Raw genomic sequence first — 15746 nt, forward strand, 5'->3', positions numbered from 1 at the left:
CATTCACCGCTGGACGGCATGGTAGACACGAAAGCGCCGATCGTCGGCCAGCACCGTGAACGACCCGAAGGCGGCCTCGAGCAAATCGGGATAGGGCAGGAAGGCATTGGCCACCAGTGTCAGGCTGCCCCCGGTCATCAGGCGCTCGGGCGCTTCGCGAATCAGCCGTGCGGCCGGGCCGTAGTCGATATCTCGTTCCTGATGGAACGGCGGATTGCTGACGATGGCCGCGAAGCGCTCGCCGTCGGGCAGGCCCGAATAGACGTCGCCCTGCACTACCCTGCCCTCGAGCCCGTTAGCCTGCAGCGTGCGTCGCGTGGCTTCCACGGCAAAGACATTGATATCCGTGGCGGCGACTTTCGCGCCTTGCCTGGCCAGACTGGCAGCGATGACCCCATCGCCACAGCCGACATCGAGTACGCCCCGCTCGGCAGCACCCGGCAGGCTCGGCAGATGATCGAGTAACAGGCGCGTTCCCTCATCGAGCTTGCCATGCCCAAACACGCCGGGATGGCTGACCAGGCGCAAGCCCAACGCCTCGAACGTCGTCCAGACTTCATCCGGCGAAAGCGGCACGGCAGCCGTCGTCGTCTCCAGCAGCAGGCAGCGCCTGGCATTGTCGACCCTGCGACACCCCAAGCCCAGTGCAGCCAGCACTTTCAGGACACGCTTGATCCCGCCCTGGTTTTCGCCCACCACCTGAAGCCGGGTTCCCATTGGCAGGCAAGAGCACAACGCCAGCAACCACCATTCGCCCAGCGCATGCGCCTTGGGCCAGAACAGCACCGCTCCCGGTACACCCCCGATTTCCGGCGACAAGCTGTCGAACACCACGCGACCACGTTCACGCCATGCCTGACAGACGCCCATGTCGGCGCTCCACAACTGGCCCTGAGCGCTTTCCAGCCAGGGATCGCGGGGCGGCGCCACCCATAGCCAGCCGCGATAGTCCGCATCCTGTCGTTCCAGCAATTGGCATGGCGGAGTGACGGCGGTCATACCAGGGCCTCCGGAGTCAGGGGTTTGTAAACGCTGTACAGCAGGTAACGGCCAAGCCGCCAATGCGGATCGACGTCGCAGTAGCGACGCTCGAGTTCGAGCAGGCGAGCCAGCGTCGCCTCGTCCGGGTCACGCTCACGCAGGTAATCGTGAAAGATGCGGATCCCGGCGACATGCTGAATCACCAGCCCGTGTTCACCCAGCCAATCGCTGACCTGAGCGTGGGTCAGCGGCGAAATGGGCGTCAAACGCTGACGCTTGCCGGTCCCTTCCAGCCGATCGTCGAGCGCCTTGTTCAGGTTGCCCTTGATCACGTTGGAAAAGCGCAGCGCATCGCGGTTGAACACCATCAACGACAGGTGCCCACCCGGCGACAATAGCGACGCCAGCGTGGCTATCGCCGCCCTCGGATCGGCCAGCCATTCCAGCACGGCATGGCAGACGATCAATGGCCAGGGACCGGGCCCCTGTGTCGGCAATGCCTGCAGCGGCGTGTGCAGAAACTTCACCTCAAGGCCGGCCAAGGCATCGCGGGCCTGCGCCAGCATGTCGGCGGAGGGCTCGGCAAGGGTGACGGCATGACCGCGACGTGCCAACCAAGCGCTCATCTGCCCCAGTCCGCCTCCCACATCCAGGGCGGGCTGCGCCTGCAGCGGTAATGTGCGAGGCAGCAATTCATCCAGCAAGGCCAGGCGAAACCGCCCGCGAGATGCCCCATACAGGCTAGTGGCGAACTTATCGGCCAGCCCGTCGAAGACCCGGTCGTTGTCGCTCACGTCGCCCTCCGCGGAAAAGCGCCCAGTCTAGCGCCGCCGGACGGGACGCTCCAGTCGGGAAACGACATCGGAAACATTAAAGATCGTAACGCAATGGCCGATAATGCCCGGTTGGCCAGATTTGCCGCAGAACAACAGGAGTACCCACGTGCATTATTTGCCGCCCCTGCTCCATTCGGTCGCCAAAGCGCTGGATATCATCGAACTGCGCAAGCTGGGCTGCGACCTGGCTCAAGGCTTCCTATTCGGCAAACCAATGTCGGCAACCAGCGTGCTGGAGCGCTATGCGGGGGCACGCGTTTCTGCCGACTATCCCATGCGGCGCCTGGCCAGCTAGGCCGGAACCTTGGCATGGGTTTATCTCGTTCGGTCAACGGCTTATAATGCGCTCCATCTCGCATGCGGCCCCCGTAGCTCAGCTGGATAGAGCAGCCCCCTCCTAAGGGGCAGGTCATAGGTTCGAATCCTATCGGGGGCGCCAATCGAATCAACGACTTAAATAGCCAACAAGCTTCAGCTTGTCTCATCTCCCGCTTCGCCCACAACTTAAATGGCTGAGCGCTATGGATAACGCTCGCCAACAAGTCTCAGAAGCATGTGCCGAGCATCCTTGGGGACAGAAGCAGGCAGTCGATATCGAGCCGACGCCCCTGCCCCCTGCTTGGCTCTTACTTGTGCAATCAAGCCTTTACGCAACATGGGCATATTCCAACGCTGATAATCGAAGTCAACGCTAGGCACTGTCCGAAAAGTGCTGCGCTCGGCAATATTGTGTTAAAAATCGGCTCAAGATGCTCACTTACACCGCGTAAACTCCGCTCTTTCGCCGATTTTTGCCTTGTCTTACCGTCACTCGTCGACTTTTCAGACAGCGCCTAGGGCATTGCCGTCAGCACGAGCTTGCCGGTGACGTGGCCTTCTTCAAGCTTGCGGTGTGCCTGGCCGAGGTTTTCGGGTGTCAGTGGGCCGATAACCTCGCTCAGCGTCGAGCGCAGGAGTCCAGCATCGAAGTACTCGGCCATTCTTGCCAGAGCCTGCCCCTGATGCTCGATATGGTAGCCATGCAGCGGGCGGGAGAACATGAACTCCCAGCTGAACGTCACGGCCTTGCCCTGTAGCTGGTTGAGGTCGACGGTCTTCTTCGTCTCGGCGATCGCCACGATATGGCCGAGGGGACGAATAAGCGCATTCATGTTATCCCAATGATCGCCAATATCGTGGCAGTTGAAGATGTAGTCGACTTGTGGATAGCCAGCACGTTGCATGGTATCGATCAGGTCGTGATGGTCGACAACCTCATGGGCCCCCATGGTGCGGCACCACTCGATGGAATCTTCACGTGACGCGGTGGCGATGACTTTGATGCCGGTCAGCTGACGAGCAAGTTGGATAGCGATCGAACCCACGCCGCCGGCGCCGTTAATGATCAGCAGGGTCTCGTCGCGATGCGTATCGTCGCCCTGCGACAGTTTCAACTTATCGAACAGCGCTTCCCAAGCGGTCAGTGCCGTCAGCGGCATGGCTGCCGCCTCTTCAGGCTTGAGCTTCTGCGGCGCCTTGGCAGCCAGCCGTGCATCAACGAGCTGATACTGGGCGTTGCAGCCGGGACGCTCGACCTCGCCGGAATAATACACCGGATCTCCCTTGGCAAACCCGGTCACCCTGTCGCCTACAGCTTCCACCTGGCCTGCAACGTCCCAGCCAAGTACATGGTGTTGATCGCTAGGGAGGAAAGCTCCTTGGCGGATCTTGGTATCGACAGGGTTGACCGAAACCGCGTCTATACGTACCAGCAGGTCCCATTCGCCGGGCTGTGGTGTTTCACGCTCAATGATCTGAAAGGCGTTCTCAGGCGCGGCTTCCGGGCGGCCGGCGGTGGCAATGGCTTTCATCTCACGCTCCGTGTGAATAAGTAAAAAAGAATTCGGGCTTCCGGGGCTGTTGGCGTTTCACCAGAAGGCCGTGGCTAAATAGGATGCACCCGCAGAATCGGGAGCTTTCACACCGGCAATCTGCGAGTCTGCAACGCCTCGACCGATGAACTCTGGTCGAAGCTGGAGCAAATTCTGGTTCAGCCGGCTATCTGCTGCAAGCCCGGTCCATGGATGGCGGCAGAGGGCATCCTTTGACCGGATGCGTGTAGGCTGCCATGGCAGCTTCGTCCATAAGCGGACTTCCAGCAGGAGAAACGAACCGATGACCACCGACAGGTAAAGCGGCTCCCGCAGGTCCTGATGGATTTTACAGTATCCATACGCACCACTACCCTATGGTGCATCTTTGCCACTCTTACCCTACCGGAAGTGGATGGTAGCCAAGCTTGGGCAACCAAGAAATCATTGAGCCATGAACCTTGAAACGAGGGCTATGGCTCGGTGCAACCCTAAGTGGTGTTATTTATGAGTGAGCGGCAAGAACCCGTTGATCTGCAGCAAATGTTGGAACGTATCAACCAAGCCAAGCACCACAAGGGCGATCAAGTCTCTGTCGGCGATGTTGTGTCAGAAGTAGGAAGTAGATCGTTTGGTCCGCTTCTAGTCGTGGCCGGTATCATTACTGCAATGCCTATCGTTGGTGATATTCCGGGCGTGCCCACGATAATGGCACTGTTCGTCCTGATAGTAGCCGGCCAGTTACTCTTCCGCCGCGAATTCTTCTGGCTGCCGGACTCGCTGCTCAAACGATCTGTGGCGCAGGATAAGCTCGACAAGGCCCTAAAGTGGATGCGCCCGCCAGCGCGGTTCATTGATCGCTTTCTTAGGCCACGCCTGACGGCTTTCACCCATGGGGCGGGCACCTACGCCGTTGCTGCCGTATGTATTGTCATAGCGCTTTCGATGCCGCCAATGGAAGTGGTGCCTTTCACTGCCAATGGAGCAGGACTGGCCCTCACTCTGTTTGGCCTTTCTCTAATGGCCAATGATGGCTTGTTGGCATTGCTGGCTTTCGTTTCTACAGCCGTCACGCTTGGATTCGTATTTTATGGCTTGGCTTAAGCCTGTCCTGAGGCGCACCGTGGAGAATTAGTTACTCTGAAGTGATAGGGGCCTTTCGGAGGTTCACTCTAGCCTCGATGGTGTGCCACCGAGTGGGAGCAATTGCCGCCTGTTTCGAACCCTGGATTGAACCATAGCTCGGCGCCTGAAATCTGGACGAGACCGGCACAGCATGAAATCCAGCAGTGATCTGCCAGGCAGATGTTGAAGAATCCAACACATTGCAAGATAACCAGTAACGCATAAAAGGCTCCGGCGTTCGCCGGAGCAAGGCGGACAAAGGATGTTTCATGGCTATTTAAAGCTAGCCCTACAAGCCTGCTCTTAATGTATCATTTTTAACGCCCCTTGTTGTTTTAAGTAAAAAACAAACAGCTCAATCGTCTGATACAAACGCATAAAACGGGAAAACTATTTTAACTTGCCAGCCATCTAGCTCGTGCCTAGGTTAAGCAATACGCCTTTGGTATATCGGCGTTAGGCAATACAAGGATATATTGCCTTCCATGCATGCAGAAACCCCTAGGATAAGGAGAGTTTCAATGGCAGACGATAAGCGTAACCAAGGAAACATGAGCGTAAATGAAGCTGGCAAGAAAGGCGGTGAAGCCACTTCAGAGACTCATGGCAAGGAATTCTACGAAGATATCGGCCATAAAGGTGGCCAAAACAGCGGCGGCAACTTCAAGAACGATCCCGAGCGGGCCGCCGAAGCGGGCCACAAGGGTGGTCAGAACAGTGGCGGCAACTTTGCCAACGACCCCGAAAAAGCCTCCGAGGCTGGCCAGAAAGGTGGTAAGCATAGCGGTGGCAACTTTGCAGAGGACCGCGAGAAGGCCTCCGAAGCCGGTAAAAAAGGCGGCGAGCATAGCCATGGTGGAGGCCGTAAAACCTAATTTTTTAGTGAGCCAAGGAAGGTAAGCAAAGAAGGAAAGGATCCCTTATCGCTGCCAACGGCAACAGTCGTTGGCAGTTGACGTTCTGGAGTAGCTGAGCCCATCCCAATGAGGCCGAGCCGTGCAGAACCGTTGCTCACTGAGTTGAGCGGATCCAAGCACAACAGCCAGACTTCATCCTAGAATCGATTCCCCTCCCCGTGCCATCACAAACCGCAAACGTGCAGAAGCAGGCCACCTCCACGCCATGTCCTGGCGGTCAGGTAAACGATGCCCTACGTTGGAGGAGCAGGATGCCACGGACGCGCATCCGGGTTTTTGAATGGAGAGTATCGATGACTGAAAGAATGACCATTGATGAGGCTGCACGTATCGCTCAGGAGGCTTTCGCCCCGTATGAGTGTAAAACGAAGGAAGTGGACGACGGAGACCTCCTCAAGGTCGCAGTCGACGTTAATGGCCACTGGGTGGATGTGAATGACCTACACCGAGACATTTACTCGGACAAGGAGACGTTCCTCTCCAAACTGGAGATTGCCAGGCAGCGCATGACCGACATCGGCGCTGAATTCGAACAGTGGCGCTCGAATTGACGCATGAAGAAAGACCACGCCGGGCTCCGGCAATACAAAAACAGCCCGACCACATGGGTCGGGCTGTATAGTGCTGCGATTCCTTGCTTCTCTCACGGGCATCCTGCCCGTACATCCTTGGCGCGTGAGCCTTCCCTGTGCTCGTCTTCCTTGTTTGGGCTTCCTGCCCAATGACGACCAGTGTGACAGGCCTTGCTCTCCCTTACAGTAATCTATGTGTGTCGTGGCTGTAGGAGATCACTGACAATGTTTGTGCGAACGAATGACGGGTTTCGCTACCAGCGCAAACACGAACCGGCGCACCTCCAGCAATCACGGTAGCTCGTGCCCATAGGGATTACACTGAACAAGCTGACCCATGAGCGACAAAGAGAGACCCCATGAGCGATTTCGACAGGTTGATCAGAAACCTTTCCCGGGCCGGCGCGCTTGCGGCTCGAGCACGGCAAGGAGACAAGCAAGTCATCGACGAGCTCATCGACTCCCTGCGAGCCTACGCCGGTGCTGACGCCGAAACCTACGAAGGCGAGGCCTCGACTGCACAGCACGCAAAGCAACCCGGTGAGTCGCCACAGGCAGGCGTCGACAAGACCATCGCCGACTATCGGGCCACCAAGGAAGCCATGGCCTCGATCATCGACAAGCACATGCTGGCGGCGCTAGAGGAAATCGAAGCGCTGTACGGCACGACACCGACCGATGTCACGCTGCATATCAATCAAAATCAGCCATTGAACGAGCAGTATCCGCGCGGAACGTATGCAGGAAGCGACGTACGCCTAGGCGGGGAGTGATCGGCACGGAGCATACCGAAACCCTAGCGCTCCCGATCGGTTACTACCGGGAAACGACACCGGGTTTACGGTTTCCTATCGTAATCCCCATTGACTCACCGCGCACCAACCTCCATAACTGAGTGGTTGACGCTTTGTCTGACACAGACAGGGAGGTAGATATGAGAAAGTTCCTAGGGATGGCTGTCGCCAACTGGCTGCGCAAGCCGGAAAATCAGGAGAAGGTCAAGCGTACGGCAAAACGATTTTGGCAAAAGCGACAAAGTGGCAAGCAAACGACGAGTCGCCATGACCAGAACCCGCCCCGATAACGCAAGCGCCCCGGCTTTGACCGGGGCGCTTGCGTTACGCTAAAAAATTTCCTCACTCCCTCTTGAACCGGTTGAAAGCGACCCTATTTTATGTTTCGCCAACCGGCAAGATCCTTACCAGAGATGCCGCCAAGCGGGTCTCGTGGCGTAAGGGTCCACTTCGCTAGACATTAGGGAGTACTATCATGACCACGACTTCATTCTCACTGGCACCGCTGTTCCGTCACTCCATCGGTTTCGACCGCTTCAACGACCTGTTCGAGCGGGCTTTCGAAGGAGATGCCTCGACCAGCTATCCTCCGTACAACATCGAAAAGCACGGCGAGAACGAGTACCGAATCGTTCTGGCTGTGGCCGGCTTCACCGAACAGGATCTGAGCATCAGCCTGGAAAGCGGCGTGCTGAGCGTCTCCGGTGCCAAGCCGAGCAATACCGAGGAAGCCAAGACTATCGGCTACATGCACCAGGGCATCGCCCAGCGCTCCTTCAAGCTTTCCTATCGCCTGGAGGATCATATCGAGGTGCATGGCGCCAAGCTCGAGAACGGTTTGCTGACCATCGACCTGCTGCGCGTCGTTCCGGAGGCGGAAAAGCCCCGTCAGATTCCGATCGATTCCGCAAGTGGAAGCCAGCCGCAGATGCGTCAGCTCGAGGCCAGCAAGGGCGAGACTACGTTCGAATCCGCGTAAACGGCAACTTGACCCCGGCATGACCGGGAAGTCAACGAAGACCCTGCTCCGGCGGGGTCTTCGCGTTTCAGGTCGGCGCCCAGAGGGTACGGGGTGGCGTGTCAGTCACGAGGATTAACGTAACACTACGTAACAGAATGAGAAGAATAGCCCAGCAGTCCAACGTCACCCGGCTAAACTCAAGGGAGCTGCTACGCTTACTTAATCATGGAATGACGAGGTGTATCATGGCACAGGGACATGTATCTTGTGGACACAGCTTTGACAAGCTAATGGCGTCCTTGCGCGGCGCCAAGCGTGAGACGGAACCGGCAACGCCAACATCAGCGGCCAACGCCAGTGCCGTCGATTCGCGCAGTTCCGTCGAGCGTATGCAAGAAGCCAACCGTCGGCTTCAGGAAGCCACCGCTCGCTTGAAGCAATCCAGTACCCGGCTCGAGTACAGTGTTTCCAACCTGCAGGCTGCCGTGGCCCAATTGCTGGAGAAGTATCCTGAGCTACGTCACGAGCCTCCCGCAGACAAGCTGAAAGCAAAAAAGTAGTCCACATTGCTCGCCCGAGCCTCGGTCGCGGCCGAGGCTTTCGGTACTCAGCATGCTAGCCGGAGCCCCCTCATGATGCGAACCGACCATCGCTCTATGCAAGATCAAAACGCCAAGCACAGCGTAGAAGCGCAACAGCAGCCGCCACCGGAAGAGCCGCCGCTTCACGATCCGCCCTCCCCGGAGCCGCCGGAAGAGGAACCGAACCAACCTCCCAGGCCCGAGGATCAACCCGGGGATACGCCACCGGAAGAAGTCCCGCCGTATCCCGAGCCGCCGTTACCTCCGGGCTGAGCGGCTTTTGGGTCATCAACGCCATGACGAAAGAGGCCGCTCGACATGAGCGGCCTCACTCCGATCAGGCGGACCCTCCACCCGTCGAGTCCTGGAACGACTCTTCATCCGGCGTAGGGTTTACCGCTTCCTCTTCGCCGCAGGCCGTCATGGCCAACGCCGTGAATATCGTCAGGACAATCAGCAAGGTCTTGCTGCGTTTAGTGGTTTGCATCGCTTCTCTCCATGAAGACGTGAACGAAAGTGGCCCTACCGACATCAGTCACTCGTATGTCGTTGGGCCAAGGGATGATAGGACGGCCCCTCGATGACCTCGCCCCGGGTATCGAAGCGGCTGCCATGGCAGGAACAGTCCCATGTGGACTCGATGCCGTTCCAGTGCACCAGGCATTTCATGTGCGGACATACTGCAGAGAGTACCGATACCGTACCGTCGGCATCACGATAGATGGCGACTTTCTCCCCTTCCAGCGTAGCCACCTTTCCCTGCCCCGGGGCAACTTCATCGAGGCTTCCCAGCTTGTCTACACTCAGATAGCCAGGGATGAAATGGCTTGCAACCGACACGTTCTCCTTGGCCCACTGCTTGGCGGATTTGACCGGCGTGAAGCGTCTGGCATCGAACCGCTCGTGCCAACGGTTGTCCCGGCCCAAAATGAGATCGCCCAGAATCGTTCCGCCCAGCGCTCCCCAGACCAGGCCATCGGCAGCAAACCCCGTCGCCAGGTAGACGTTGTCCCGGCCGTGCCATCGGCCGATATAGGGTAGCTCATCGGCAGGACTGTACTGCTGGGCCGACCAGACGTGCGTGAAGTCCTGGACGTCGAAATTGTCGTTCAAGTAGTCGCGTAACCGCCGTGGATAGACGTCATCGACTTCGCCCTCGCCCACCTTGTGCTTTTCGCCGATGACCATCAGGTAATCCTCATCGCCGTGGCGATAGCTGCGCAGCGAGTGAAAACCATCGAGAACCCAGAAGATTCCCTGGGGATACGCCGAACCGGGCTTGAGCCTGGCGCTGACCCCATATTCACGCGAAGGAATCATCACGGACTGCAACAGGTTGATGCCCTTGGGCGTATGCGTGGCATGCACGATATGCGCCGCCTCGACCTCTCCCGCCTCGGTCTTGACGATGCCGGCCTGATAGTCCACGTCTCTTACCGGGCTATGTTCGTGGATGGCGACACCCAGGCGAACGAGTTCGCGGGCCAGCCCCCTGGCATAGGCCAGCGGGTTGAACTGAGCCTGCCCTTCCAGCTTGAGCCCTTCACGAATCGGCAAGGGTAATGCGTCGCTCTCCGCCGCCTGTACTGTCAGGCCACCGGCCTGCATGGCCTGCCGCTCCTTGTCCAGGCTCTTCAGCGAGGCTTCGTCGTACTGGCTTACCAGGCGATATAGCGGGCGGCGATGAAAATCGCAGTCGATAGCCAAACGGGTTACCGTTGCCTCGATGAAATCGATGGCCTGGCTGCGCGAGTCGACGACATCGCGCACGACTTCATCGCCCCATTTGCTACGTACGGGGGCCAATCCCGAGGCTAACGTACTATAGAGGTTTCCCGTCGAACCGCCGGTGCAGCCCTCACCGACGGCATGGGCGTCCAGCACCGTCACGCGCTTACCCGCTTCGGCAAGCACCAACGCCGTCGTAAGCCCGGTGATTCCCGCGCCGATGACGACCACATCGCTCTGGGTGTGCCCGGCCAAGGAGGAATGCTGTTCCGGGGGCGAGCTGCCGAGTGTCCAGATGGCTTCCATAACGTCTCCCTAATCACGGTGTGCCTACTAGTTATAGAAGGCATCACCGCCGCCGCAAAGCGATAGGGAGCGTCAGCGCTTCATCCAACCATCGTGCGGTTGCGCCCTTCCGCCTTGGCCCGGTAACTGGCCTGGTCGGCACGCTGCATGAGACTGTCGACATCATGGTCGTCTGGTTGAAACGACGTGACGCCAAGACTCAGGGTCACTCGGTAGCTTTTGCCCTGGTGCTCGACGCAGACCGCTTCGATGGCCTCGCGCAACGCCTCCGCTGTGTTCATCGCCTGTTCCCGCCTGCAACCGGACATCAGCAGCGCGAACTCGTCGCCACCATAGCGCGCCAAGCTATCGCTCTTGCGTATCCGCGTAGAGGCGGCATCGGCTACCCGCTGGAGCATGTCGTCGCCCAGGGCGTGCCCCCCTTCGTCATTGATCGGCTTGAAACGATCCAGGTCGAAAAACACCAGTGCCGATGGCTTGCCGCACTTCAGCCAGTCGGCCAACGCTTCCTCCATGCGGCGTTCGAACCCACGCCGATTGAGCAGGCCCGTCAGCGGATCGTGCTCCGCCTCCCAGCGCTGCAAGGCTTCCATCTCGCGCGTGTGGGTAATGTCCTTCAGCGTGCCCACGAAACCGAGGGGACGACCGTCGGCCAGGCGGACCAGACTGGCCTGCGACTCGACCCAGATCGTTTCACCGTTTGCCGTGAGGTAACGATACTGACGCTGAAAATCCCGTCCGGTCGCCAGCGTATCCTTCCAGTGATCCCTGACATCCTCTCTGTCGCTGGGGTGGATATGCGCCCCGAAACTGCGCTGACGGTACGTCGCGAGATCGTAGCCGGTCAGTGCCGTCATGGCCGGGTTGATGTATCGCAAGTGGCCGTCGAGATCGTAGATGAACATGCTCACCGGCGAAGATGCCAGCACGGCATCCAGGAAGGCCTGACGATCGAGCAGCTCGCTCTCGGCCAGACGCTGCTTTTCGACGACTCGATTGAACGTTTCCGTGACCCGGGTCAGTTCGGTGGAACGGGTACGCAGATCGACACGCTCGCGCAGCCCCTGCCCCACGGCATGGATCTGCCGCTCCAGGCGCGTCAATGGCCACAGGGCCAGGCGCAACAGCCACCACAGCAGCCCCAGCATGACCACGACGGTCAGCGTCCCGACCAGCCACATGCGACGGACGAACCACTGCAGCGGCGCGAACGCCTGCTCGCGGGGCACCATGACCCCGACGATCCAGCTTGCCGACCAGACCTGGCGATAGGCCTGCAATGCCATCTGGCCGCCGGCCAGCGGACCGACGGCATTGCCCTGCCATCCGGAGAGTGCCAAATCCAGCCAGGGATTCTGTTCGGGTGCGGGCACGTCGCGCAATATCCAGCGCAGGTCGGGATGAACCAGCACCTTGCCGGAAGACGACATCAGCGTGGCGAAGCCCTGCTCGCCGATGCGGATACGCCGCAACTTCTCGAAGAAGCGCCCCTGCAGGATATTGACGGCGCCGCCCAGCAGCCCCGCGAACTCCCCGTCACTTCCGGTGAGCGGCACACTGAACAGGAGCATGGGCGTCTGGCTGGCACGGCCGAAGAACGGTTCGCTGACGTAAGGGCCGCCCACCTGGCGTTGGAAGGAAAAATAATCCTTATCCGATTCGCTAAGCCCCTGGCGGCCGGCGACCCGTGGCCAGTCGGCTACGATCCGGCCCTCGCGGTCCATGACGACCAGTCCGTCGAACAAGGCCAGCAGGGCATCGTTATGGCGAAGTTCGGTGCGCAGCAGCGCCGCACTCTGTGCGCGTGGTGCAGGCAACTGCACAGCCAAGCGCCTGAGTGTCTCGAAACGCAGCTGAACTTCCTGCTCGATCATTTCAGCGATGGCTCGCGCCTCGTATTCGAGGTGTTCGTCGCTGACTTCGCGAATCAGGCGTTGCCCTGAATTCCAGGTCGACAGGAGAATGGCGGCGACGACCACGATCCAACCAATGGCCAGCCCTAGCAGCAATCGTTTGTGCAGCGAGCGGACGCCCAGCGTCAAGAAACGACCGATTCGTTGGAGCCCTGCAGAACGCCACCCGTCCAAACGTTTTCCTCAGCCAAAAAAGCAAAAGGGGCTAGGATATAAGCCTGGGGCCTGGCCTGGCTATTGTACGAGTGGTGAAAGTCATGCTTTCGTTCAACGCTGATCAATGCACCAAGCATCTAGACGCCCTTGGGTTTCAGCTCATGACGTCGCTTCAACTCATAAACGCTAGCGATCAGGATCGTTATCAGGATCAGCACCAGCCCCAGCGCATTGACGGCGGGTGTCAGCCCGGTACGCACCTTGGAGGCCAGATAGACGGTCAGGGTCGTATCGTAGCCGACCACGAAGAGAGAGGTATTGTAATTCTCGAAGGACTGCAGAAAGGCAATCGCCGCGGCCGACAGAATGGCCGGCTTGAGAAACGGCAGCAGCACCCGTCGAAACGCCTGCCAGGGTGTGGCGCCAAGGTCCAGCGCCGCCCGTTCCAGAGTACGATCGAAGCGCTGCAGGCGGGCCATGACCATCAGCATTACATAGGCCGAAATGAACGTGGCCTGCCCCAGCACGGTCAGGAAGGTGCCGCCGTTGATGCCGAATTCGCGCCAGAAGATCAACGTCGATATACCGATGATGACCCCCGGCGTCAGCAACGGCGACAGGATCAGCCCATAGACGAACGGCTTGGCCCGACTTTCCACCGTGGTCAGGAACAGTGCACTGGCGACCCCGATGGGTACGGCCAGGCACAGGACGCCGCCGGCCACCAATAAGCTGTTGCCCAACGCCGCCCACATTCTGCCATCGGCCCATAGCTCGGCGAACCATTTCAGGGTCGTTCCATTCCAGGGTGTGATGGTCGGAAAACGGCTGTCATTGAAAGTGGCCACCGCCATGATCGCCAGCGGCAGGAACAGATAAACGAAGAACAGGCCGATGTACAGCCGCAACCCCCAGTCGAAGAAGCGCTGCGCGCTCATTTGCCGTTTTCCTTATTTTGCGATGTCCGCCAGGCCCACCTTGAACAGGCGCATGACCAGTGCCATGAAGCCGATACACAGGATCAGCAGCAGAAATGCGTAAGCGGCCCCCTGATTCCAGTCACCGCCCTCGAAGAACCAGTTGTAGATGATCTGCGTGAACCAGCGGCTGCCCGGCGAACCGAGCAGAGCCGGAACGGCATAACTGCCCGCGGCCAGCATGAAGGTCATGATGCAGCCCGTGGCGATGCCGGGCTTGGCGTGCGGAATGACGATGCGCCAATGGGTTCGCAGACTACCAGCGCCCAAGTCTCGGGCAGCGCGGATCTGGTTGCCGTCGAGGCTCTCGATGGCGTTATAGAGCGGGAACACCATGAACAGGAGATAGGCATAGACCATGCCGACCAACACCCCGGTGTCGCCGTTCAGAAAGCGGATGGGGCGCTCGATCAGACCCAGCGACAGCAGAATTTCATTCAGCGGCCCGCGAAACGCCAGCAGAATGAACCACGAAAAGGTGCGCAGGATCTCGTTGATCCAGAACGGAACGATCAACAGCAGCAGGCATAGGGCCGCCTGTCCCGGCGTGGCGATCTTGGCCAGGTAATAGGCCAGCGGATAACTGACCAGCAGCGTCAGCAAGGTGACGAACACGCTCGACCACAGCGTCTTGAAAAAGATCGAGAGATGGATGTCGTTATTGAACAGGGTGACGTAGTTGGCCAGGGTCCAGCCATCCTTGGGCCCACCGATTTCCGCGGGCAACAGACTGGGGCGAAACGAATAATCGATCATCTGCAACTGGGGCAACGTGACCATGGCGATCAGCCAGACGCCCAGAATACCGACGATGGCCATGGCCACCGGGACACCGAACCGCGCCTTAAGCTGACGGAACATGCCGATTCTCCTGGGCAGGCTGTGAAGACGCGCGTGGAGTCTCGCCCATCTCGGCATCGTGCGTGGGCGCCCCGTCATCGGCCAGAACGATGGCGTTGTCCGGATCGTAACCGAAGCGCGCGGTCTGCCCCGGCTGCAAGACATCGCCCGCCCCTTGGCCCACCAGGATACGCACTGTTTCTCGCGTCGCAATCAGGCGCGCCTCGAGCATGCGCCAGGCTCCTTCGAAACTGACCGTCTCGATATGCGCCTCCAGCATCGACGCTGCGGCACTCCCTACCGCGTCGCTGAGCGACAGAGATTCGGGACGCACGAACAGCGCCGCCGGTCGACCAGGGGACAGCTCACTCCCGGATCGTCCGGACAAACGACCCAACCCGGGGATATCGAGTGTGGCCCGCCCGTCACGACACTCGATCACCCGCCCCGCCAGACGATTGTTTTCACCGACGAAGGTCGCCACGAAACCGGTCTGTGGCCGGTGATACAGCGTTTCGGGATCGGCGACCTGCTGGATACGACCGGCCGACATGACGGCCACCCGATCCGACATGGCCAGCGCTTCGCCCTGGTCGTGAGTGATGTAGATGAAGGTGATTCCCGTCTTGCGCTGGATCGCCTTGAGCTCGTTGCGCATATGCTGGCGCAACTTGAGGTCCAGCGCCGACAATGGCTCGTCCAACAGCAGCACCCGGGGCTCCACCGCCAGCGCCCGAGCAATGGCGACCCGCTGCTTCTGGCCACCCGATAGCGCCGACACCGGCTTGCCGCCGCTGCCGCCCAGCGCGACCAGTTCCAGCAATTCGTCCGCCTTGCGCCGCCGGGTGGCACGATCCACACCACGCACTTCCAGGCCGAACTCGATGTTCTGGTACACGCTCATCAAGGGGAACAGGGCCAGATTCTGGAAGATCATCGCCGTGGGACGATGATTCACCGGCACACCGCGCATCGATGCATTGCCGATGCGCACGTCGCCGTCGGTCGGGGAAAGAAAACCGCTGATGATATTCAGCAAGGTCGTCTTTCCACATCCCGATGGCCCCAGGAAGCTGAAGAATTCCCCCGAGCGAATCTCCAGAGAGGTGGGTTCGATGGCCGTAAAATCGTCAAAGCGCATGACGACGTTATCAAGAATGACGCTACCGTCCATTCATAGTCCTGTGGTTATTGTTTGTTAGCGAGCAG

The 15746-nt window shown here is 59.4% G+C and carries 17 protein-coding genes and 1 tRNA gene; 9 read left to right on the plus strand and 9 right to left on the minus strand.

Features of this window, described 5'->3' with window-relative positions; all coding sequences use genetic code 11:
• Positions 1-3: 3 nt before the first annotated feature.
• Together MHM84_RS11275 and MHM84_RS11280 are read right to left on the minus strand one after the other, a co-directional pair.
• Entirely contained in the window at positions 4-999 is a 996-nt protein-coding gene (locus MHM84_RS11275) for a class I SAM-dependent methyltransferase (RefSeq protein WP_239266118.1), read from the minus strand.
• Positions 996-1775, minus strand: a complete 780-nt coding sequence (locus tag MHM84_RS11280; RefSeq protein ID WP_239266120.1) for a methyltransferase domain-containing protein — start codon at positions 1773-1775, stop codon at positions 996-998. Before MHM84_RS11280 ends, MHM84_RS11275 begins: the two co-directional genes overlap by 4 nt.
• A 148-nt stretch (positions 1776-1923) precedes the next feature.
• Between MHM84_RS11280 and MHM84_RS11285 the strand changes: the two genes are divergently transcribed.
• Positions 1924-2112: a hypothetical protein gene (locus tag MHM84_RS11285; RefSeq protein WP_239266122.1), complete on the plus strand. Its 189-nt coding sequence runs from the start codon at positions 1924-1926 to the stop codon at positions 2110-2112.
• Between the two features lie 67 nt (positions 2113-2179).
• A tRNA-Arg gene (locus tag MHM84_RS11290) sits at positions 2180-2256 on the plus strand.
• A 394-nt stretch (positions 2257-2650) separates the two neighbouring features.
• On the opposite strand, the gene MHM84_RS11295 is transcribed toward MHM84_RS11290, so the two are convergent.
• On the minus strand, positions 2651-3667 hold the full coding sequence (locus MHM84_RS11295) for a zinc-binding alcohol dehydrogenase family protein (RefSeq protein ID WP_239266124.1): 1017 nt from the start codon (positions 3665-3667) through the stop codon (positions 2651-2653).
• Positions 3668-4174: 507 nt separating this feature from the next.
• On the opposite strand from MHM84_RS11295, the gene MHM84_RS11300 reads away from it, so the two are divergent.
• From MHM84_RS11300 to MHM84_RS11335, 7 genes are all read left to right on the plus strand, one after another.
• Positions 4175-4771: an exopolysaccharide biosynthesis protein gene (locus MHM84_RS11300; RefSeq protein ID WP_239266126.1), complete on the plus strand. Its 597-nt coding sequence runs from the start codon at positions 4175-4177 to the stop codon at positions 4769-4771.
• A gap of 542 nt (positions 4772-5313) precedes the next feature.
• On the plus strand, positions 5314-5667 hold the full coding sequence (locus tag MHM84_RS21580; RefSeq protein WP_343218285.1) for a general stress protein: 354 nt from the start codon (positions 5314-5316) through the stop codon (positions 5665-5667).
• A gap of 335 nt (positions 5668-6002) precedes the next feature.
• Positions 6003-6260 carry a hypothetical protein gene (locus MHM84_RS11315; protein ID WP_239266128.1) on the plus strand — a complete coding sequence of 86 codons (258 nt, stop codon included), beginning with the start codon at positions 6003-6005 and terminating at the stop codon, positions 6258-6260.
• A gap of 380 nt (positions 6261-6640) precedes the next feature.
• Complete coding sequence (locus MHM84_RS11320) at positions 6641-7054, plus strand: hypothetical protein (protein ID WP_239266130.1); 414 nt, start codon at positions 6641-6643, stop codon at positions 7052-7054.
• Between the two features lie 496 nt (positions 7055-7550).
• Positions 7551-8054 (plus strand): Hsp20 family protein, encoded by a 504-nt coding sequence (locus MHM84_RS11325; RefSeq protein WP_239266132.1) that lies wholly within the window; start codon positions 7551-7553, stop codon positions 8052-8054.
• 272 nt (positions 8055-8326) lie between these two features.
• A complete protein-coding gene (locus MHM84_RS11330; RefSeq protein WP_239266134.1) occupies positions 8327-8596 on the plus strand; it encodes a hypothetical protein in 270 nt (89 codons plus the stop codon).
• Between the two features lie 72 nt (positions 8597-8668).
• On the plus strand, positions 8669-8890 hold the full coding sequence (locus MHM84_RS11335) for a hypothetical protein (protein ID WP_239266136.1): 222 nt from the start codon (positions 8669-8671) through the stop codon (positions 8888-8890).
• Between the two features lie 64 nt (positions 8891-8954).
• Here the strand turns inward: MHM84_RS11335 and MHM84_RS11340 are convergent, their stop codons facing one another.
• The 6 genes from MHM84_RS11340 to MHM84_RS11365 all read right to left on the minus strand — a co-directional run bounded on the left by MHM84_RS11340 (position 8955) and on the right by MHM84_RS11365 (position 15711).
• Positions 8955-9104 carry a hypothetical protein gene (locus tag MHM84_RS11340; RefSeq protein WP_239266138.1) on the minus strand — a complete coding sequence of 50 codons (150 nt, stop codon included), beginning with the start codon at positions 9102-9104 and terminating at the stop codon, positions 8955-8957.
• A 44-nt stretch (positions 9105-9148) separates the two neighbouring features.
• A complete protein-coding gene (locus MHM84_RS11345) occupies positions 9149-10651 on the minus strand; it encodes an FAD-dependent oxidoreductase (RefSeq protein WP_239266140.1) in 1503 nt (500 codons plus the stop codon).
• Positions 10652-10731: 80 nt separating this feature from the next.
• Complete coding sequence (locus MHM84_RS11350) at positions 10732-12693, minus strand: diguanylate cyclase (protein WP_239266142.1); 1962 nt, start codon at positions 12691-12693, stop codon at positions 10732-10734.
• Positions 12694-12857: 164 nt separating this feature from the next.
• Positions 12858-13658 (minus strand): ABC transporter permease, encoded by an 801-nt coding sequence (locus MHM84_RS11355; RefSeq protein ID WP_239266144.1) that lies wholly within the window; start codon positions 13656-13658, stop codon positions 12858-12860.
• A gap of 12 nt (positions 13659-13670) precedes the next feature.
• Positions 13671-14558 carry an ABC transporter permease gene (locus MHM84_RS11360; protein WP_239266146.1) on the minus strand — a complete coding sequence of 296 codons (888 nt, stop codon included), beginning with the start codon at positions 14556-14558 and terminating at the stop codon, positions 13671-13673.
• Entirely contained in the window at positions 14542-15711 is a 1170-nt protein-coding gene (locus MHM84_RS11365; protein ID WP_239266148.1) for an ABC transporter ATP-binding protein, read from the minus strand. Before MHM84_RS11365 ends, MHM84_RS11360 begins: the two co-directional genes overlap by 17 nt.
• Between the last annotated feature and the right edge of the window lie 35 nt (positions 15712-15746).

This window comes from Halomonas sp. McH1-25 (assembly GCF_022348165.1).
Lineage (GTDB): Bacteria > Pseudomonadota > Gammaproteobacteria > Pseudomonadales > Halomonadaceae > Modicisalibacter.